This window comes from Streptomyces sp. SGAir0957, from assembly GCF_043523415.1.
Map to the genome: position 1 here is coordinate 5,039,784 of NZ_CP027293.1, position 20,418 is coordinate 5,060,201.

Sequence of the window (20,418 nt, forward strand, 5' to 3'; positions counted from 1 at the left end):
TGTTCCCGTTAGCATGGACATCCGCACCGATCAAGGCCATTTGGGGAAGGTGTCATGACTGCAAACGTCGACGGAGTGCCCGAGAAATTCGCGACACTCGGGCTGACCTACGACGACGTGCTGCTGCTGCCGGGCGCGTCGGAAGTGCTGCCGAACGCGGTCGACACCTCGTCCCGCATCTCCAGGAACGTCCGAGTGAACATCCCGCTGCTCTCCGCGGCGATGGACAAGGTCACCGAGGCGCGTATGGCGATCGCCATGGCCCGCCAGGGCGGCGTCGGCGTGCTGCACCGCAACCTGTCGATCGAGGACCAGGTCAACCAGGTCGACCTGGTGAAGCGGTCCGAGTCCGGCATGGTCACCGACCCGATCACGGTGCACCCCGACGCGACGCTCGGCGAGGCCGACGCGCTGTGCGCGAAGTTCCGGATCAGCGGCGTCCCGGTGACCGACGCGTCGGGCAAGCTGCTCGGCATCGTCACCAACCGCGACATGGCCTTCGAGTCCGACCGCGGCCGTCAGGTCCGCGAGGTCATGACGCCGATGCCGCTCGTGACCGGCAAGGTCGGCATAAGCGGTGTCGACGCCATGGAGCTGCTGCGCCGCCACAAGATCGAGAAGCTTCCCCTGGTCGACGACGCGGGTGTCCTCAAGGGGCTCATCACCGTCAAGGACTTCAAGAAGGCCGAGCAGTACCCGAACGCGGCGAAGGACGCCGAGGGCCGCCTCCTCGTCGGCGCCGCCGTGGGCGCGAGCCCCGAAGCCCTTGAGCGCGCCCAGGCGCTGGCCGGTGCCGGGGTCGACTTCCTCATCGTCGACACCTCGCACGGCCACAACAGCAACGCGCTGAGCTGGATGTCGAAGATCAAGTCGAGCGTCTCCGTCGACGTCATCGGCGGCAACGTCGCCACGCGTGACGGCGCCCAGGCGCTCATCGACGCCGGTGTCGACGGCGTCAAGGTCGGTGTCGGGCCGGGCTCGATCTGCACCACCCGCGTGGTCGCCGGTATCGGCGTCCCGCAGGTCACGGCGATCTACGAGGCGGCGGTCGCCGCCCGCGCGGCCGGTGTCCCGGTCATCGGCGACGGTGGCCTGCAGTACTCCGGCGACATCGGCAAGGCGCTCGCCGCCGGCGCCGACTCCGTGATGCTCGGCTCGCTGCTCGCGGGCTGCGAGGAGTCCCCGGGCGAGCTGCAGTTCATCAACGGCAAGCAGTTCAAGTCCTACCGCGGCATGGGTTCGCTCGGCGCCATGCAGTCCCGCGGCCAGGGCCGCTCCTACTCCAAGGACCGGTACTTCCAGGCCGAGGTCGCCTCCGACGACAAGCTCGTGCCCGAGGGCATCGAGGGCCAGGTGCCCTACCGCGGCCCGCTCGCCAACGTCCTGCACCAGCTCGTCGGCGGCCTGCGCCAGACGATGGGCTACGTCGGCGCGGCCAGCGTCGACGAGATGGAGAGCAAGGGCCGTTTCGTCCGCATCACGTCCGCGGGGCTCAAGGAGAGCCACCCGCACGACATCCAGATGACGGTCGAGGCGCCGAACTACAGCCGTAAGTAGAACCGACCTGGTGAGGGGCGGTCCCGCATTGCCGGGGCCGCCCCTCACTGGTGTGTCGGGGATACTGGAACACGCAGACCAAGAGGGAAAGGCCCACACAACGTGACTGAGATCGAGATCGGGCGCGGCAAGCGCGGCCGCCGCGCGTACGCCTTCGACGACATCGCCGTCGTACCGAGCCGGCGCACCCGCGACCCGAAGGAGGTCTCGATCGCCTGGCAGATCGACGCCTACCGCTTCGAGCTGCCGTTCCTGGCCGCCCCCATGGACTCCGTCGTCTCCCCGCAGACCGCGATCCGCATCGGCGAGCTGGGCGGCCTCGGCGTCCTCAACCTCGAAGGCCTGTGGACCCGCTACGAGGACCCGCAGCCGCTGCTCGACGAGATCCGTGAGCTGGACGCCGAGACCGCGACGCGCCGCCTCCAGGAGATCTACGCCGCCCCGATCCAGGCCGACCTGATCGGGCAGCGCATCAAGGAGGTCCGTGACTCCGGTGTCGTCACCGCCGCCGCGCTCTCCCCGCAGCGCACCGCCGAGTTCTCCAAGGCGGTCGTGGACGCGGGCGTCGACATCTTCGTCATCCGCGGCACCACCGTCTCCGCCGAGCACGTCTCCGGCGCCGCCGAGCCGCTCAACCTCAAGCAGTTCATCTACGAGCTGGACGTGCCGGTGATCGTCGGCGGCTGCGCCACGTACACGGCTGCCCTGCACCTCATGCGCACGGGTGCGGCCGGTGTCCTCGTCGGCTTCGGCGGCGGCGCCGCGCACACCACGCGCAACGTGCTCGGCATCCAGGTCCCCATGGCGACCGCCGTGGCCGACGTCGCCGCCGCGCGCCGTGACTACATGGACGAGTCCGGCGGCCGGTACGTGCACGTCATCGCCGACGGCGGCGTGGGCTGGTCCGGCGACCTGCCCAAGGCCATCGCCTGCGGCGCCGACGCCATCATGATGGGCTCCCCGCTGGCCCGCGCGACGGACGCGCCCGGCCAGGGCCACCACTGGGGCATGGAGGCCGTCCACGAGGACGTGCCGCGCGGCAAGAAGGTCGACCTCGGCACCGTCGGCACCACGGAGGAGGTCCTCACCGGGCCCTCGTCCACGCCCGACGGGTCGATGAACATCTTCGGCGCGCTGAAGCGGGCCATGGCGACGACCGGGTACAGCGAGCTCAAGGAGTTCCAGCGGGTCGAGGTCACGGTGGCCGATTCCCAGCACCGGCGCTGACGCTGTGTCGTAGCAGGATGTGAGTGGGGCCCCGCCGGTTTCGGCGGGGCCCCACTCATGTCGTCCGTGACCTGTCGGTCAGAGGGCCGCCTTCTTCGAGCTGCCGAACGCGGCGACGGCGCCGATGACGAGGAAGAGGTACGTCATGGGGTCGGCCTCGTCCTTCCAGCCCTTGCTGAGGTCGCCGAAGTGGTCGGTGAGGACCTCGAACCAGGAGAGGTGCGCCAGCTCGGCGACGGCCATCGCGTAGCCGGTGAGCTGGCCCAGGTAGACCGCGCCGAGCGCCAGTACCGCGCAGATGAACGGCAGGGCCTGGTTGCGGCCGCCGAGCTTGCCCGCGGCGAAGCCGATGAGCGCGCCGACACCCACGGCCGCGTAGCCGATCTCGTGCTCGGTGGCCTTCATGACGGCGCCGTAGATCCAGGCCGTGACGAGGGCGAGGACCACGGCGGCGACGATGCCGAGCGCGACGTTCCCGCTCCGGCCCTGCGGCGGCGCCGGGACGAAACCGCCCGGCTGGCCCTGCTGTTGCGGGAACGGGGTGTACGGCTGCTGTTGCGGCTGGCCGTAGGCGGGCTGCGGCGCGGGCGGCTGGTCCTGGGCGTACGGGTTGGCGTCCTGTGGCGGTGGCGGCTGGGTCATGCGGTCCCCCGAAGAGTGAAGATGGGCACGACTGTGCCCATGAAGGGCCGCACATTATCAGTCAGAGCCGGTGTGCCGCCCCTGCCGGAGTCGCTCCTCTGGTGTCGAGCAGGAGCTGCGCCTTCACCGCGAGACCTTGCAGGTCATAGGTGCGGTGGTGCTGGAGCAGGATCGTCAGGTCGGCGTCGGCGGCGGCCTCGTAGAGCGAATCGGCGCGCGGGACCGGCCGGTTCAGGACATTCCATGACGGTACGTACGGGTCGTGGTAGCTGACGGCGGCGCCGAGCTGCATGAGGCGGGTGGCGATCTCCTGGGCGGGGGAGCCCTGGCGGTCGGCGAGGTCGGGCTTGTAGGTGATGCCGAGGAGGAGGACGCGGGCGCCGCGGGCCGACTTGCCGTGCTCGTTGAGGAGCGTGGCCGCGCGCTGGACCACGTAGGACGGCATGTGGTCGTTGACCTGGCGGGCCAGTTCGACCATGCGCAGGGGGCGGGTGGGCAGGTGGCGGGAGGTGAGGTCCTGGGGGAGGGCGTGGCCGCCGACGCCGGGTCCTGGCCGGAACGCCTGGAAGCCGAAGGGCTTGGTCTCGGCGCAGCGGATGACGTCCCACAGGTCGACGTTGAGGTCGTGGCAGAGCACGGCCATCTCGTTGACCAGGGCGATGTTGACGTGCCGGTAGTTGGTCTCCAGGAGGTGCACCGTCTCGGCCTCGCGGGGGCCGCGGGCGCGGACGACCTTGTCGGTGAGGCGGCTGTAGAAGGTCGCCGCCGATTCGGTGCAGGCGGGGCTGTAGCCGCCGATGACCTTGGGGGTCGCGGCGTAGGGCTGGCTGCGGTTGCCGGGGTCGAGCCGGCAGGGGGCGTAGGCGAGGTGGAAGTCGCGGCCCGCGCGAAGGCGTGAGCCCTCTTCGAGGAGCGGGAGCAGGATCGACTCCGTGGTGCCCGGCGGGACCGGGGACTCGATGATCACGGTGGTGTGCGGGCGCAGCTGGGCGGCGAGAGTGCGGGTCGCCTTGATGACGGGGTCGAGCGAGGGGTTGCCGTCGGCGCCCGGCGGGGTGGGGGCGCAGATGACGGCGGTGCGGACGCGGCCGAGCGCGGCGGGGTCGGCGGTGGGGCGGAAGCCGCCGGCGAGCATGCGGCGGACGTCGGCGGCGGTCAGGGCCGCGTCGTCGCCGTCGCCCGGCACGCGCCCTGCGGCGAGGTCCTTCGCGCGGTCCGGGTCGTGGCCGACGGTGGCGATGCGTGCGGCGACGGCGGCCTGCGCGAGCGGCAGGCCGAGGTGGCCGAGGCCGATGACGGCGAGGTCTGCGGGCATGGCGGTTGCCGTCCTTCCCGAGGAGGCGGTTCCGGCGCGTAGCCGGGGCGGGACGAGTGCGCAAGCCCGGTGGTCGGAACGAGCGAGCGCACTGTCACACTAGGAGTAAATATGACCGATATGCGGTATTGCGTCGCCATGGGTTGCGGAGTGTTGCGTGCGAGGGGGCCAGGGGCGGGTACACCTGCCGGTGAGGCCGGCGCCGACGACAGCGGGAGGCAGCAGTGAAGGCAGCGACACTGGGACCCGAGCAGCGGGCGCAGGCCCTCGCGACCATGGCCGAGGGTGAGCTGGACATCCTTGTCGTGGGCGGCGGGGTGGTGGGCGCGGGCACGGCCCTGGACGCGGTGACGCGCGGACTGTCCACCGGGCTCGTCGAGGCGCGCGACTGGGCCTCGGGCACGTCCAGCCGGTCCAGCAAGCTGGTCCACGGCGGGCTCAGGTATCTGGAGATGCTGGACTTCGCCCTCGTACGGGAGGCGCTGAAGGAGCGCGGGCTGCTGCTCGAACGGCTCGCTCCGCATCTCGTGAAGCCGGTGCCGTTCCTGTACCCCCTTCAGCACAAGGCGTGGGAGCGGGTGTACGCGGGCTCGGGCGTCGCGCTCTACGACGCCATGTCCATGGCGCGCGGGCACGGGCGCGGCCTTCCCGGGCACCGGCATCTGTCGCGGCGTCACGCGCTGCGCGTCGCGCCCTGCCTGAAGAAGGACGCCCTGGTCGGTGCGCTCCAGTACTACGACGCCCAGATGGACGACGCCCGCTACGTCGCGACGCTCGTGCGCACCGCCGCCAAGTACGGCGCGAAGGTCGCCAACCGGGCGCGCGTCACCGGGTTCCTGCGGGAGGGCGAGCGGGTCGTCGGCGCGCGCGTGCGGGACGTGGAGGGCGGCGGCGAGTACGAGATCCGGGCCAAGCAGGTCGTCAACGCCACCGGTGTGTGGACTGACGACACCCAGGCCATGGTCGGCGAGCGCGGCCAGTTCCATGTGCGGGCCTCCAAGGGCATCCACCTCGTCGTGCCGAAGGACCGCATCAACTCGACGACCGGGCTGATCCTTCGCACGGAGAAGAGCGTCCTCTTCGTCATTCCGTGGGGGCGGCACTGGATCGTCGGCACCACCGACACCGAGTGGGACCTCGACAAGGCGCACCCGGCGGCCTCCAGTGCCGACATCGACTATCTGCTCGAACACGTGAACTCCGTGCTCGGCGTGCCGCTCACGCGCGACGACGTGCAAGGCGTGTACGCGGGCCTGCGCCCGCTGCTCGCCGGGGAGTCCGACGCCACCAGCAAGCTGTCCCGCGAGCACACCGTCGCGCACCCCGTGCCGGGGCTCGTCGTCGTCGCGGGCGGCAAGTACACGACGTACCGCGTCATGGCCAAGGACGCGGTCGACGAGGCCGTGCACGCGCTCGACCAGCGGGTCGCCGAGTGCGTCACCGAGGACGTACCGCTGGTCGGGGCCGAGGGGTACCGGGCGCTGTGGAACGCGCGGGCGCGGATCGCCGCCCGCACGGGCCTGCACGTCGTCCGGGTCGAGCATCTCCTCAACCGGTACGGGGCGTTGGCCCAGGAGGTCCTGGAGCTGATCGCCGCCGACTCCGGGCTCGGCGCGCCCCTGACCGGCGCCGACGACTACCTGCGGGCGGAGATCGTGTACGCGGCCTCCCACGAGGGGGCCCGCCACCTCGACGACGTGCTCACGCGGCGGACCCGGATCTCCATCGAGACGTTCGACCGCGGGACCCGCTCCGCGCGGGAGGCCGCCGAACTCATGGCGCCGGTGCTCGGTTGGGACAAGGACCAGATCGAGCGGGAGGTCACGCACTACGAGAAGCGGGTGGAGGCCGAGCGCGAGTCCCAGCTGCAGCCCGACGACTTGACGGCCGACGCCGCACGGCTCGGGGCGCCCGACATCGTCCCGCTGTGACACGCCGGTAGCCCTTGCCCTTGGTGGCGCGCACAGGAAGAGTGGCGTCACACAAGGTCAACGGGCAGGCGGGCTGCCCGGATCCGGACAGAGAAGACGTTCCCGACAACCGTTCGCGGGAGCGACCCTGGGCGTCGGGCGGTCCCCACGTGAGGGACAATGAAGGCTCTGTCAGGGCGGGTTGCAGAGGGGACGCATGTCGGAGGCGGAGCGGGCGGGCGAGACCCGTCAGGACAAGAGCGCTCGTCAGGACGCGTCCGTGAAGGACGCGCCGGACACGAGCGGCGATCGCGACGGGCACAAGCCCGCCGGTCAGGGATCCGCTTCCGGCCAGGAACCGGCCGGACGGCTGCTCGCCGGGCGCTACCGCCTCGGCGACGTACTGGGCCGCGGCGGCATGGGCACCGTGTGGCGGGCCAAGGACGAGACGCTCGGGCGCACCGTCGCGGTGAAGGAGCTGCGCTTCCCGTCGAGCATCGACGAGGAGGAGAAGCGGCGCCTCATCACGCGCACCCTGCGCGAGGCGAAGGCGATCGCCCGGATCCGCAACAGCGGCGCCGTCACCGTCTTCGACGTCGTCGACGAGGACGACCGGCCCTGGATCGTCATGGAGCTGGTCGAGGGCAAGTCCCTCGCCGAGGCCGTGCGCGAGGACGGGGTGCTCACCCCGAGGCGCGCCGCCGAGGTCGGCCTCGCCATCCTCGACGTGCTGCGCTCCGCGCACCGCGAGGGCATCCTGCACCGCGACGTGAAGCCGTCCAACGTGCTGATCGCCGAGGACGGCCGGGTCGTGCTCACCGACTTCGGCATCGCCCAGGTCGAGGGCGACCCCTCGATCACCTCCACCGGCATGCTCGTCGGCGCGCCCTCCTACATCTCGCCCGAGCGGGCGCGCGGCCACAAGCCGGGCCCCGCCGCCGACATGTGGTCGCTCGGCGGCCTGCTGTACGCGGCCGTCGAGGGCATCCCCCCGTACGACAAGGGGTCGGCGATCGCCACGCTGACCGCCGTCATGACCGAGCCGGTCGACCCGCCGGCCAACGCGGGCCCGCTGGAGCCGGTCATCTACGGGCTGCTCGCCAAGGACCCGGCGCAGCGCCTCGACGACGCGGGCGCCCGCGCGCTCCTGAAGAACGTCATCAGCGCACCCGCGCCCGAGGCGGCCCCCGAGCCGGAACCGGCGGACGCCACCAAGGTCGTACCGCTGCCGCCCGTCCCGCCGTCGGAGAAGACGCCGGGCAAGGCCGGGGCAGCCGTCGCGGCCAAGGGCGAGGAGGCCGCCGAGCGGCTGCGGGGCGCGCTGAAGTCGGTGCGCAAGGCCGCGGCCGCCGCCACGGCCGCCCGCGAGAAGCCCGAGGCCCGGAAGACGGCCGTCTCCGCCTCCGCGGGCGCGGCGTCCGGCCGGATCCCGGCGCAGCACGGCGGGCCGCCGCCGCGCACGCCCGCGCGCAAGGCGTCGATCACCGATGTCGTACCGCGCCGCACGCTCGTGATCATCGCGGCGGTCGTGGTGCTCGTCGTCCTCGGCATCATCCTCGCCGTCTCGCTCGGCGGCGGTGACGACAAGGCCAGTGGCGACAAGGGCGGCGACACGGCCGCCTCCGCCGGGACCACCGCGTCCGCGGGCGCGGGCGACGGCAAGGACACGGACAGCGGCAAGGGCGACGACAAGGGCTCGGACAAGGGTTCCGGCAAGGACGACGACTCCTCCGGCAAGGGGTCCGACCAGGACAAGGGCGGCGGCGCCTCCGCGTCCGCCTCCGCGTCCGGTTCCGGTGCGACCTCCGGCCAGGGCGCCTCGCCGGGCAGCGACGGCACCGACCCCGACGCCAAGACGTACAAGCACTCCCAGGGCTTCTCGATCGACCTGCCCAAGGGCTGGAAGTACGTCTCGACCAGCGCCGCCGGGGCCCGTTTCACCGGCCCCGACTCCCAGAAGCTCCTGGTCGGCTGGACCAGTTCGCCGAAGTCCGACCCGGTCAAGGACTGGCAGAACCAGGAGAACTACATGCGGCGGTCCCAGTACGACCGCATCCGCATAGCGTCGGTCGACTACCGCGGCTGGAACACGGCCGACTGGGAGTTCACCTACGTCGACGGGGGCACGAAGTACCGCTCGGTGGACCGGGGCTTCGTGGTCAGCGGGTCGCTGGGGTACGGGCTGATGTACACGGCGAAGGACGCCGACTGGAGCGGCGAGCAGCGCAAGACGGCGTGGAAGACGTTCACGGAGTCGTTCTCGCCCAAGTCGTGAGAGACCGGGTCATGGAACCCATGTCGTGCGAGCCCGGGTCATCAGGAGCCATGTCCTGAGAACCCGGGCCATGAGAAGCCCGGTCGTGGGTACCCCGGTCCGGGAAAGCTGACGATTCTCAACTCCGGACGCTTTCGGCACGTATCGTGAGTGCTTGCGGACCGTGCGCAGCCGTATACGGAAGCGTCGTGCCGCATCAGTACGTACAACTGGGCACATAGCGAACGGAATTGACCGCAGGGCGGATCTGGGGAGGCGTCGTGGACGAGTACGCGGGACGGGTGCTCGCCGACCGTTACCGTCTTCCCGTTCCGGCGCCGGACGCCCAGGAGTTCTCGGAGAGCCGCGCCTTCGACACCTACAGCGGGCAGGAAGTCCTCGTCAGACAGGTGCCGTTACCGGAGGTCGTCGAGGCGGAGGTGCTCGACGCTGACGGCCTCCCCGAGGGGTTCCGGCCCGGGGCGCCGGCCCGGGGCGCCGCCGAACCCGCCGTGGCGCGGGCCATCGAGGCCGCGCAGGCCGCCGCGCAGATACCCGACCACCCCCGGCTCGACCAGGTCTTCGACGTGTTCGCCGAGGGCGGGTCGCTGTGGGTCGTCAGCGAGGTCGTCGCCGCGCGGCCGCTCGCCGCGCTGCTCGAAGAGGCGCCGCTCAGCCCCTACCGGGCCGCGGAGGTCGCCTCCGACGTGCTGACCGCGCTGCGGGCGCTGCACGCGCACGGCTGGGTGCACCGGAACCTCACCGCGCGGACCGTGCTCGTCTGCGACGACGGGCGGGTCGTGCTCACCGGGATGGCGGCGGGCGCGGCGGAGGAGGCGTTGTGCGGGTACGATCCGCGGCCCTCCGCGCCGGGTGAGCCCTCGGGCGACGGGCCCGGGTACGGGTTCGGGGCTGCCGTCGAGGTGGCCGAGCCCGCGCCCGTCTCCCTGCCGTCGCAGTCCTCCGCGCCGTCCGCCCCGGCTCTGCCCGTCGCTGGGCCTGATGATCCCGAGGGGTTCCGGGCCGCTCGGGCGGGGGCGATCGCCGCGTATCGCGCGGGGGCGCGGGCCGCGGCGGGTGGGGAGGCTTGGCATGGGGCTGTGCCCCGGCCCGGGCGTGAGGTCGAGGCAGGTTCCTCCGGCCCCGGCGTGCGGCCTGCGCGGTGGGATGAGCTTGTGTCCGGCGCCGACGTTGGCGATCAGGACACGGGGCTCCGCCCCGGACCCCGCTCCTCAAACGCCGGAGGGGCTGGGTTGGCCGGAGGGGCTGGGTTGGCCGGTGGGGGCAGATTGGCCGGTGGGGCTGGATTGGCCGGTGGGGGCGGATTGGCCGGTGGGGCCGGGAATGAGTTGAGTGGGGTCGCCGCCGAGCGTGCCCGGCAGGTGCGGATGACCGTCGTCGGGCCCGTCACCGAGCGGTGGGCGCCCGAGCAGGCGTATCCCGTGCAGGACAGCTGGCAGCTGGCGGCGCCCGTCGGGCCCGCCACCGATCTGTGGGCGCTGGGGGCACTGCTCTTCCGGGCCGTGCAGGGGCACGCCCCGTACCCGGAGGAGTCCACGCCCGAGCTGGTCCAGATGGTGTGCGCGGAGCCGCCCGCGTTCGCCGAGGAGTGCGGGCCGCTGCGGCCCGTCGTGGAGTCGCTGCTGCGTCAGGACCCCACCGAGCGGCTCGACTTCGAGGAGCTGCGCGGCTGGCTGCGCTCCCTCGTGCGCTCGGCGCCCGAGCCGGACGCGGGGGTGAACGTCGTACCGGCGCCCCCCTTCGACGCCACCCGGCTGCCCGTCAAACGCCGTCGCGGCGAACTGGTGCGCCGGCACGGGCGGCACAAGCGGGGCCGGGCCGAGCGGGTCGCGCGCGCACCGAAGCCGGCCAAGCCCCCGAAGCCCCCGAAGGCGCCGAGGGCGCCGAAGGCCGAGCGGATACCGAAGGCGCCGCGCGCGCCGCGTGAGCGGGCCGGGCGGCAGCCCAGGTCGCTCGGGCGGTGGCTGCTCGTCCTCGTGCTCGCGGGGCTGGTCGGCGCGGTGGCGTACGCGATGGCGTTCATGCCGAAGGACGACAACGCGTCGGGGACGCGGGAGAACGCCAACTCCATCGGTGGCGGCGCCCCGCAGCGCTCCCAGGAGCCGTCGGCGCCCGCTTCCGCCGCGAAGCCGGACCGGAAGGACAGCTCCGAGCCGTCCAGCACCCAGCCGCAGTCCGACGTCGCCGCCGGGTTCGCCCTGCGCAAGGACCCCGAGGGGTTCGAGGTCGCCGTCGCCAAGGGGTGGCAGCGGCAGGCGAAGAACGGGCGGGGACAAGTGGTGTACACGCAGGGCGGGTTCGAGCTGCTCGTCGTCCCGGGCCGCGACACGACGGCCACGTACGGCGGTGATCCGATGAAGTACCAGCGTGAGGACGAGCGCGAGTTGCAGCCGTTCCGCGATTCGACGTGGGCCACGTCGAGCGGCATGAAGACCGTCGAGGTCGGTGGACGGACCATGGCCGAGGGGCAGTTCACCTGGCAGGGCTCCGACGGGCGGGAAGTCTTCGTACGGAATCTGGCCATGATCGTCGGCGGCAGGTACCACGTCGTCCAGGTCCGCGGACCGGAGGCGGAGCGCGACGAGGTGACGCGGTTGTACGACCAGGCGTCGGCTACTTACCAGTACCGCGGCTGAATCGGGAGGTAGCGGACGCGAGCCGCGTCACAGTGCTGTCTCCATGGCACCCCGCCTGTTCCTTGAGAGGCGCCCGCTCCCTAGTGTGGGCACGTCAAGACCATGGGTGGGAACGTGAATCAGATGCAGGGCCAGCTCCTCGCGGGCCGCTACCGCCTCGGCGAATCCATAGGGCGCGGCGGCATGGGCCGGGTGTGGAGCGCGCATGACGAAGTGCTGCACCGCAAGGTCGCGGTCAAGGAGCTGACGGCCGCTCAGTGGGTGTCCGAGGCGGACCGCGCGGTCCTGCTCGCGCGGACGCAGACGGAGGCGCGGGCCGCCGCGCGCATCAACCACCCCGCCGTCGTGACCGTGCACGACGTGCTGGAACACGACGACCGGCCCTGGATCGTCATGGAGCTGGTCGAGGGCCCCTCGCTCGCCGACGCGGTCAAGGAGCACGGCCGCATCGTGCCCGCCGAGGCCGCCCGGATCGGCCTGTGGACGCTGCGGGCGCTGCGCGCCGCCCACCGGGCCGGGGTCCTGCACCGCGACGTGAAACCGGGCAACGTGCTGCTCGCGAAGGACGGCCGGGTCAAGCTCACCGACTTCGGGATCGCGCAGGTCGAGGGCGACTCGACCATCACCAGGACCGGCGAGATCGTCGGCTCCGTCGACTACCTCGCCCCGGAGCGGGTGAGCGGTTCCGAGCCGGGCCCCGCCTCCGACCTGTGGGGCCTCGGCGCCACCCTCTACACGGCCGTCCAGGGCGTCTCGCCGTTCCGGCGCACGTCGCCGATCAGCACGATGCAGGCGGTCATCGAGGAGGAGCCCGAAGTCCCCGGGCACGCGGGGGCGATGGGGCCGGTCATCAGCGCGCTGCTGCGCAAGGACCCGGCCGCGCGGCCCACCGCGGACGAGGCCGAGCTGATGCTCGCCGAGGCGGCCGAGGGGCGGTCCGCCGGCGCGGCCCAGGCGTATGTGCCGACACGTGTGCACACCCAGACCCACATACCTGCCCCGGCGCCCGCCCCGCACCCGCACACCTCCACCTCCGTGACCAACCCCGTACCGCCGTCCACGCAGCGGCGGCGCTGGCCGCGCATGGTCGCCGTCTGGGTCGCGGCCCTGGTCATCGGGGGCGGCGGCGCGCTGGTCGGCGCCAAGTACTACGAGGGCCGCGACGACGGCGACGGGGCGGCGTCGAGCCAGGGCGCGACCGGCGGCAATCAGGGCGACAGCGGTAAGAACGGCGACAAGAACGACGGCAAGGACGGCGGCAAGGACGGGCAGGACGCCGGGACCGGGGCGATCCCCGAGGACTGGGTGAAGGTCAAGGACGTCGAGGGGTTCAGCCTCATGCTGCCGCCGGGCTGGACGCGGCAGGTGAACGGCACCCAGATCGACTACACACCGGACGACGGACAGCAGTTCCTGCGCATCGCCATCGACCGGAACTCGCAGTGGCGCGACTCCTACCAGCACCAGCTGGACCTGGAGAAGAACCTCAGCAAGAACCTGCCCGAGTACCGGCGGATCGCGCTCGACTCCAACTACTTCCGCGACCGGCAGGGTTCGCTGTGGGACTTCACGTGGACGGCCGGGAACAAGGACGCGACGTCCGGGCCGCGCCGCGCCATCGAGGAGACGTACCGGGAGGCGGACGGCACGGAGTACGCCATCTACCTCTCCGCGCCGGCGGATGAATGGCCCGGCGCGCGGGAGCGGTTCGACGCCATTCTGCGCGGCTGGGAACCACCTCAGTAGTGCCTCGGCGGCCCTGTCCGCACACCTGCGCCCACCTATTTCGGAAACGTTGCTGACCGGAACCGGACAGTCCTTGCACGCATGTGTGCGGCATGATGGGGCGCATGGGGACCGAGGGGGCCAACGTCCGCGTGATCGGCGGTCGTTACCGGCTGGAGGCCGAGATCGGCCGCGGCGGCATGGGGGTCATCTGGCGGTCCACCGACACGTTGCTCGCGCGACAGGTCGCCGTCAAGGAGCTGGGCCTCGACGAATCGCTGTCGGAGAGCGAGGCACGCCTCCAGCGGGAGCAGATGCTGCGCGAGGCGCGGGCCGTCGCCCAGCTGCGGCACGCCAACATCATCGTCGTGCACGACGTGGTCGTCGACGACGGACGCCCGTACATGGTCATGGAGCTGGTCGACGGTCCCTCGCTCGCCGAGCGGCTCGCGCAGGACGGGCCCGTCGACGCCCTGCACGCCGCGCGGATCGGGCTCGCGCTGCTCGGCGCCTTGCGCACCGCCCACGCCGGCGGGGTCCAGCACCGCGACCTCAAGCCCGCCAACGTCCTCCTGGAGAGCGGCACCGGCCGGATCGTGCTCACCGACTTCGGGATCGCCCGGGTCGCCGGGGCCACCACCCTGACCGAGTCCGGCGGCTTCGTCGGATCGCCGGAGTACACCGCGCCCGAGCGGATGCAGGGCGGCCGCACCGGCCCCGCCGCCGATCTGTGGTCGCTCGGCGCGCTGCTGTGCGCCGCGCTGTCCGGCGAGTCCCCGTTCCGCCGCGAGTCCCTGGGTGGCACCCTGCACGCGATCCTGTACGAGGAGGCGATGCCGCCCGTCGAGGCCAGGCCGCTGCTCCCGGTGGTCCGGGGCCTCCTGGAGCGGGAGCCCGAGCGGCGCCTCGACCTCGACGAGGCCGAGCGGCTGCTGCGCGCCTACGTCGCCACGGGCGCGACCCCGCAGGCGGCCCCGGCCCGGCTGCCGTTCCTGCCGCCACCCCTCGACACGGTCGTGGTGCGGCGGCGCAGGATCCCGACGCGGGTGGTGCTGGTCGCCGCCGCCGTCGTCGCCGCGGTCACCGGGGCGGGGGTCTCCGCCGCCGTGCTGCTCGCGGGGCAGGACGACAACACCCCGCAGCCGCCCAGCTCGACGGCGTCCACCCCGACGCGCACGGAGACCACGACGCAGGCGCCCACCCCGACCGTGACCGTCACCCAGCAGCCGCCGCTCACCGCGCCGCCCGGCTACCGGGGCGTGCGGGACGCGAAGGGGTTCGCGCTCGCCGTGCCGAAAGGGTTCTCCCGCTCGGTCGACGGGGTGTGGGTGTACTACATGTCGGCGGGCCGGACCTTCCGCATCGGCATTCAGGTCTCCGCGCCGCAGAACGGCGGGCCCGCCGCGACGCAGCAGCGGGCGGCCGCCGCCGGTCCGCGCACCAACCCCGGCTACCGGGACGGGAAGATCACCCACACCTCGCACGACGAGCACGACGCGGCGCTGTGGGAGTTCACCTGGGACGACCCGAGCGCCTCCGGTGAGGCGCGGCGCGTCATGGACCTGTGCTGGGAGGAGGGCGGGCGCCGGTACGACGTGCGGGTCTCGGCGCCGGTCGGCAGGATCGACGAGGCGCGGGGGTACTTCGACGCCGCCGTCGACACGTTCGCCCCATCTGCGGAGGAATGACGCGGCTTGGGTGGCCGGGCCGGTCCGGGGCCGGTCACAAGTCCGTGACCCTTGTGGGGACGTCTGTGGAAGCGGAGGCGCCCGCGCGGTAGGGATGGACCCATGAACGACAACGGGGGAACCGCCCAGGGTCCGAACGGCCCGAACGAACCGACCAGCTTCAGCCTGCAGCCGCCCCGGCCGGCCCCGGGCCCCGGGCGCGCGCCCGCCGCCGTACCGCACGCGCCCGCCGCACCGCACGTGCCGCACCCGGGCAACCCGTACGCCGCGCCGCAGCCGCAGCCGCAGCCGCAGCCGCAGCCCGATCCGGGCGCGGGCCGCCTCGTCGCGGGCCGCTACCGGCTCCTGGCCAAGCTGGGCCACGGCGGCATGGGCACCGTGTGGCGGGCCAAGGACGAGACGGTGGACCGCGAGGTCGCCGTGAAGGAGCCCCGCGTCCCCGACCACCTCCCGGAGCGGGAGCGGGCCACCGTCTTCGAGCGGATGCGGCGCGAGGCGCGGGCGGCGGCCCGCCTCGACCACCCGGCGGTGGTGAACGTGCACGACGTCGCCGTCGAGGACGGCAGACCCTGGATCGTCATGGAGTTCGTGCAGGGCCGCTCGCTCGGCGCCGCGCTCCAGGAGGGCACGCTCGACGCCCGTGAGGCGGCCCGCGTCGGGCTCGCCGTGCTCGGCGCCCTGGAGGCCGCGCACGCCGCGGGCGTCCTGCACCGCGACGTGAAGCCCGACAACGTCATGCTGGGCCGGCACGACCGTGTCGTCCTCACCGACTTCGGCATCGCCCAGATCGAGGGCGAGACGAGCCTGACCGACACCGGCGGCTTCGTCGGCTCGCCCGAGTTCATCGCCCCCGAGCGGGTCCTCGGCCGGCGCCCGGGACCGGCCTCGGACCTCTGGTCGCTCGGAGTCGTCCTGTACGCGGCGACCGAGGGCGTCTCCCCGTTCCGCCGCACCAACACCCCGGCCACGCTCCAGTCCGTCCTCAACGCGACCCCGGCGGCGCCCGCCTCCGCGCGGGGCCCGCTCGCCGACGCCATCAACGGGCTGCTGCAGAAGGACCCGGCGCGCCGCCCGTCCGCCCCGCAGGTCCGCGCCCTGCTGGAGCGCGCCGCCGCGCCGGAGCCCACGCGGGTCGTGCAGGTCGGCCCGGCCCGCGGCGGTGTCCGGCTCGGCCGCAGGACGCTGATCGGGGCCGCGGCCGGGGTCGTCGTCCTGGCGGCGGCCGCGTACCTGGTGGTCGCCGACCCGTTCGCGGGCCCTATGCCGGAGGGCTGGACGAAGCACGAGGAGAAGGCGCTCGGCGTGACGGTCGCCGTGCCGGAGGAGTACCAGGCCGGGCGGCCCACCGACACGGACACCGACAAGAACTGGGTGACGTACACCGACTGGAGCGGCGGCGTCTCCGTCGGCGTCCATGTGGCGCGCAAGAAGGACGACACGCTGAACCAGATCAAGGGCTCGGCGCGGGCCCAGATGTACGACGACGACACCGGGTTCAAGGACAGCGGCGACTCCGACTTCGACATGCCGAAGGGGGCGCGGACGGCACCGGACGACGACGCCAAGTTCCAGGGCGACGACGCCGCGCGGAACACCGTCACGTACAGGACGGACGACAGCACCGACCCCCGGCCGCGCGAGGTCCGGTTCTTCTACTACAGGAACAAGGCCGGTGACATGTACCGGGTGTCGGTCGACTATCCCGGCAAGGGCGACTTCACCGCGCGGGGCCGCGAGGTCGCCGACGACGTCCTTGCCAACCTGGCCATCGCCGAAAAATGACCGACGGTGTGAAGCGCTGCCGCAAAGCCGCTGATCAGCGGCTTTGATGCCAGCGAACACTGGCGCGGTGTGTGTGGCCGGTGAAAGCTCGTTACTGATGGGTACCGAAAGCGTCGCCCACGGCATACGCTCCCCTCCATGACGGAGTCGCAGGCCACCCCCGAGACCGTACAGAAGACCGGGACCAACCCGACGGCCGCCGCCCCCGCGGGCGCGCGCACGGCTGCCGACGTGGTCACGCCCGAGCTGGTCGCCCAGCTCACCCGGGGCGTGGTCGGCTCGGGCCGGACGGCGAACCACACGCCGTTCACCGGTGAGAAGCTGGCAGAGCTGCCGGAGTCGACGCCCGAGGACGTGGCGACCGCCTTCGACCGGGCCCGCGCCGCGCAGGAGGTGTGGGCGAAGACGCCGGTGCGGCAGCGCGCCGCCGTGCTCCTCCGCTTCCACGACCTCGTCCTGGAGCGCCAGGCCGAGGTGCTCGACCTCATCCAGCTGGAGACCGGCAAGGCCCGTCTGCACGCCCACGAGGAGGTGCAGGCCGTCGCCGTCGCGGCCCGCCACTACGGCAGGAAGGCCCCCACGTACCTCAGGCCCAAGCGTCACACGGGCGCCGTCCCGACCCTCACCAAGGTGACCGAGCTGCGCCAGCCGCGCGGCGTCGTCGGGCAGATAGCCCCCTGGAACTACCCGCTCGAACTCTCCGTCGGCGACGCGCTGCCCGCCTTCGTCGCGGGCAACGCCGTGGTCATGAAGCCCGACACGGAGACCTGCCTGACCGCCCTGTGGGCCCGGGACCTGCTCGTCGAGGCCGGTCTGCCCGCCGAGGTGTTCCAGGTCGTCCTCGGCGAAGGGCCGGTCGTGGGGCCCGAGTTGGTCAAGCACGCCGACTACGTCTCCTTCACCGGCTCCACCCGCACCGGGCGCGAGGTCGCCCAGGGCGCGGCGGCCCGGCTCGTCGGCGTCTCGCTCGAACTCGGCGGCAAGAACGCCATGCTGGTCCTCAAGGACGCCGACGTGGAGAAGGCGGCGGCGGGCGCCGTGCGCGCCTGCTTCTCCTCGGCGGGCCAGCTCTGCATCTCCATCGAGCGGCTGTACGTGCACGACTCGGTCGCCGACGCCTTCCTGGAGCGGTTCGCGACCCGCACCAAATCGATGCGGCTCGGCCGGTCCCTCGCGTACGGCGCCGACATGGGATCGCTCGTCGGCGAACGGCAGTTGACGACGGTCAAGGCCCACGTCGAGGAGGCCGTCGCCAAGGGCGCGAAGCTCCTCGCCGGCGGGGTCGCACGGCCCGACATCGGCCCGTACTTCTTCGAGCCGACCATCCTCGACGGGGTCGAGGCGCCCATGGCGGTCTGCTCCGAGGAGACCTTCGGCCCGGTCGTCTCCGTCTACCGCTTCACCGACGAGGACGAGGTCATCGCCCTCGCCAACGCGACCCCGTACGGGCTCAACTCGTCGGTCTGGACGAAGGACGCCAAGCGCGGCCACGAGGTCGCGGCCCGCCTGCGCACCGGCACCGTCAACATCAACGAGGGGTACGCGCCCGCGTACGGCAGTGTCCAGGCGCCCATGGGCGGCATGAAGGACTCCGGACTCGGCCGCCGCCACGGCTCCGAGGGCCTGCTCAAGTACACCGAGGCACAGACCGTCGCGCACCAGCGCGTCATGCCGATGGCGCCGTCGTTCGGCATGGACGACGAGAAGTACGCCCAGTTCATGACGCGCAGCCTGAGCCTGATGAAGAAGTTCCGCCTGCGCTGAGCGCCGCCAGGGGCGCGGGGAACCGCGCGACCAGCCACATACGACCCGCACTCGCACGCAAGGAGACCGGCAATGGCGCTGGAGGAAACCGACGACGCGGCGTTCGACTACGACGTGATCGTCATAGGTTCGGGCTTCGGCGGATCCGTCTCCGCCCTGCGCCTCACCGAGAAGGGGTACAGGGTCGGCGTCCTGGAGGCGGGCCGCCGCTTCGCCCCCGGCACGCTCCCGAAGAACTCCTGGGACGTGAAGAACTACCTGTGGGCGCCGAAGCTCGGCATGTACGGCATCCAGCGCATCCACCTGCTCGGCAACGTGATGGTGCTGGCGGGCGCGGGCGTCGGCGGCGGTTCGCTCAACTACGCCAACACCCTCTACGTGCCGCCGAAGCCGTTCTTCGAGGACCCCCAGTGGAAGGACATCACCGACTGGGAGGAGGAGCTGAAGCCGTACTACGACCAGGCGCGGCGGATGCTCGGCGTACGGCTCAACCCGACGATGACCCCGGCCGACGTGCATCTGAAGGCGGCGGCCCAGTCCATGGGCATCGGCGACACCTTCCACATGGCGCCGGTCGGCGTGTTCTTCGGCGACGGCGAGGACGCCGACGGAAGTGTCAAGGCGCGCCCCGGCCAGCAGGTCCCCGACCCGTACTTCGGCGGAGCCGGACCCGCGCGCAAGGCGTGCCAGGAGTGCGGCGAGTGCATGACGGGCTGCCGCCACGGCGCGAAGAACACCCTCAACGAGAACTACCTGTACCTCGCCGAGAAGGCGGGTGCCGTCGTCCACCCGATGACGACGGTCGTCTCCGTGACCGACGACTCGCAGGGCGGCTACGCGGTCGCGACGCTGCCGACGGACGACAAGAAGAAGTCGGCAGGGCGCGTCTTCAAGGCCCGCAAGGTGGTCGTCGCGGCGGGCACGTACGGTACGCAGACGCTCCTGCACCGGATGAAGGCGAGTGGTCAACTCCCGCACATCTCGGCCCGGTTGGGCGAGCTGACCCGGACCAACTCCGAGGCCCTCGTCGGCGCGCAGACCACCGACCGGCGCTACCGGCAGCGGCACGGCGCGGACCCCGACTTCACCAAGGGCGTCGCGATCACCTCGTCCATCCACCCGGACGCCAGCACGCACATCGAGCCGGTCCGCTACGGCAAGGGATCGAACGCGATGGGCGGCCTCTCCATCCTCCAGGTGCCCTACGCGGAGAAGTCGTCGCGGGTCGCGGGCTGGCTGGTCAACGCGGTCAAGCACCCGACCCTGATGGCGCGCTCCCTGTCCAACCGCCGCTGGTCGGAGCGGACCATCATCGGCCTCGTCATGCAGTCCCTCGACAACTCGCTGACGACGTATCTGAAGCCCGACGGCGTCGGCAAGGGCCTGCTCACCGCGGGCCAGGGCCACGGCGCGCCCAACCCCAAGCAGATCAAGGCGGCATCCGAGGGCGCGTCCGCGATCGCCGCCGAGATCAACGGCTTCGCCGGGTCCAACGTCGGCGAGCTGATGGGCACCCCGCTGACCGCGCACTTCCTCGGCGGCTGCCCCATCGGCGACAGTGCGGAGAGCGGCGTCATCGACCCGTACCACCGGCTGTACGGGCACCCCGGGATCTCCGTCGTGGACGGCGCCGCGGTCACCGCGAACCTCGGCGTGAACCCGTCCCTGACGATCACGGCGCAGGCCGAGCGCGCGATGTCGTACTGGCCCAACAAGGGCGAGGAGGACCCGCGTCCGCGCGCGGGCGCCGCCTACACCCGGCTCGCGGCCGTCGAGCCGAAGAGCCCGGCGGTCCCGGCGGACGCGTTCGGCGCGCTCCGGCTCCCGTTCCTGGGGATGCCGTCGGTGCCGCCGCAGAAGACCGAGTGACGAACGGAGACACGGGAGACACGGAAAG

General features: G+C 72.3%; 12 protein-coding genes. 10 read left to right on the forward strand and 2 right to left on the reverse strand.

Annotated elements, in window-relative coordinates; all coding sequences use genetic code 11:
• Positions 1-54: 54 nt before the first annotated feature.
• Together guaB and C1N81_RS27625 are read left to right on the forward strand one after the other, a co-directional pair.
• Entirely contained in the window at positions 55-1,557 is a 1,503-nt protein-coding gene (guaB, locus tag C1N81_RS27620) for an IMP dehydrogenase (protein WP_394433491.1), read from the forward strand.
• A gap of 102 nt (positions 1,558-1,659) precedes the next feature.
• Complete coding sequence (locus tag C1N81_RS27625; protein WP_394433493.1) at positions 1,660-2,784, forward strand: GuaB3 family IMP dehydrogenase-related protein; 1,125 nt, start codon at positions 1,660-1,662, stop codon at positions 2,782-2,784.
• A gap of 78 nt (positions 2,785-2,862) precedes the next feature.
• On the opposite strand, the gene C1N81_RS27630 is transcribed toward C1N81_RS27625, so the two are convergent.
• The gene (locus C1N81_RS27630; protein WP_394433495.1) at positions 2,863-3,426 is read right to left on the reverse strand and encodes a hypothetical protein; all 564 of its coding nucleotides are present in this window, start codon (positions 3,424-3,426) and stop codon (positions 2,863-2,865) included.
• A gap of 61 nt (positions 3,427-3,487) precedes the next feature.
• On the reverse strand, positions 3,488-4,741 hold the full coding sequence (locus C1N81_RS27635; RefSeq protein ID WP_394433496.1) for a nucleotide sugar dehydrogenase: 1,254 nt from the start codon (positions 4,739-4,741) through the stop codon (positions 3,488-3,490).
• A gap of 224 nt (positions 4,742-4,965) precedes the next feature.
• Between C1N81_RS27635 and C1N81_RS27640 the strand changes: the two genes are divergently transcribed.
• From C1N81_RS27640 to C1N81_RS27675, 8 genes are all read left to right on the forward strand, one after another.
• Positions 4,966-6,672, forward strand: a complete 1,707-nt coding sequence (locus C1N81_RS27640; RefSeq protein ID WP_394433497.1) for a glycerol-3-phosphate dehydrogenase/oxidase — start codon at positions 4,966-4,968, stop codon at positions 6,670-6,672.
• A 196-nt stretch (positions 6,673-6,868) separates the two neighbouring features.
• Positions 6,869-8,926, forward strand: a complete 2,058-nt coding sequence (locus tag C1N81_RS27645) for a serine/threonine-protein kinase (RefSeq protein ID WP_394433498.1) — start codon at positions 6,869-6,871, stop codon at positions 8,924-8,926.
• A gap of 260 nt (positions 8,927-9,186) precedes the next feature.
• Positions 9,187-11,562 (forward strand): protein kinase, encoded by a 2,376-nt coding sequence (locus C1N81_RS27650; RefSeq protein WP_394433499.1) that lies wholly within the window; start codon positions 9,187-9,189, stop codon positions 11,560-11,562.
• A 123-nt stretch (positions 11,563-11,685) separates the two neighbouring features.
• Positions 11,686-13,308, forward strand: coding sequence for a serine/threonine-protein kinase (locus C1N81_RS27655; RefSeq protein WP_394438280.1), 1,623 nt, complete (start codon positions 11,686-11,688; stop codon positions 13,306-13,308).
• A 104-nt stretch (positions 13,309-13,412) separates the two neighbouring features.
• On the forward strand, positions 13,413-14,975 hold the full coding sequence (locus C1N81_RS27660; protein ID WP_394433500.1) for a serine/threonine-protein kinase: 1,563 nt from the start codon (positions 13,413-13,415) through the stop codon (positions 14,973-14,975).
• 102 nt (positions 14,976-15,077) lie between these two features.
• Complete coding sequence (locus C1N81_RS27665; protein ID WP_394433501.1) at positions 15,078-16,757, forward strand: serine/threonine-protein kinase; 1,680 nt, start codon at positions 15,078-15,080, stop codon at positions 16,755-16,757.
• 138 nt (positions 16,758-16,895) lie between these two features.
• Positions 16,896-18,521 carry a succinic semialdehyde dehydrogenase gene (locus C1N81_RS27670; protein ID WP_394433503.1) on the forward strand — a complete coding sequence of 542 codons (1,626 nt, stop codon included), beginning with the start codon at positions 16,896-16,898 and terminating at the stop codon, positions 18,519-18,521.
• A gap of 72 nt (positions 18,522-18,593) precedes the next feature.
• Entirely contained in the window at positions 18,594-20,390 is a 1,797-nt protein-coding gene (locus tag C1N81_RS27675; RefSeq protein ID WP_394433504.1) for a GMC family oxidoreductase N-terminal domain-containing protein, read from the forward strand.
• Positions 20,391-20,418: the final 28 nt, after the last annotated feature.

Excerpts from the sequence above, each read along its gene's own strand:
- guaB (WP_394433491.1), top strand. The coding sequence starts at position 55 with ATGACTGCAAACGTCGACGGAGTGCCCGAGAAATTCGCGACACTCGGG.
- C1N81_RS27630 (WP_394433495.1), bottom strand. The coding sequence starts at position 3,426 with ATGACCCAGCCGCCACCGCCACAGGACGCCAACCCGTACGCCCAGGAC.
- C1N81_RS27660 (WP_394433500.1), top strand. The coding sequence starts at position 13,413 with ATGGGGACCGAGGGGGCCAACGTCCGCGTGATCGGCGGTCGTTACCGG.
- C1N81_RS27675 (WP_394433504.1), top strand. The coding sequence starts at position 18,594 with ATGGCGCTGGAGGAAACCGACGACGCGGCGTTCGACTACGACGTGATC.
- C1N81_RS27635 (WP_394433496.1), bottom strand. The coding sequence starts at position 4,741 with ATGCCCGCAGACCTCGCCGTCATCGGCCTCGGCCACCTCGGCCTGCCG.
- C1N81_RS27665 (WP_394433501.1), top strand. The coding sequence starts at position 15,078 with ATGAACGACAACGGGGGAACCGCCCAGGGTCCGAACGGCCCGAACGAA.
- C1N81_RS27655 (WP_394438280.1), top strand. The coding sequence starts at position 11,686 with ATGCAGGGCCAGCTCCTCGCGGGCCGCTACCGCCTCGGCGAATCCATA.
- C1N81_RS27670 (WP_394433503.1), top strand. The coding sequence starts at position 16,896 with ATGACGGAGTCGCAGGCCACCCCCGAGACCGTACAGAAGACCGGGACC.
- C1N81_RS27645 (WP_394433498.1), top strand. The coding sequence starts at position 6,869 with ATGTCGGAGGCGGAGCGGGCGGGCGAGACCCGTCAGGACAAGAGCGCT.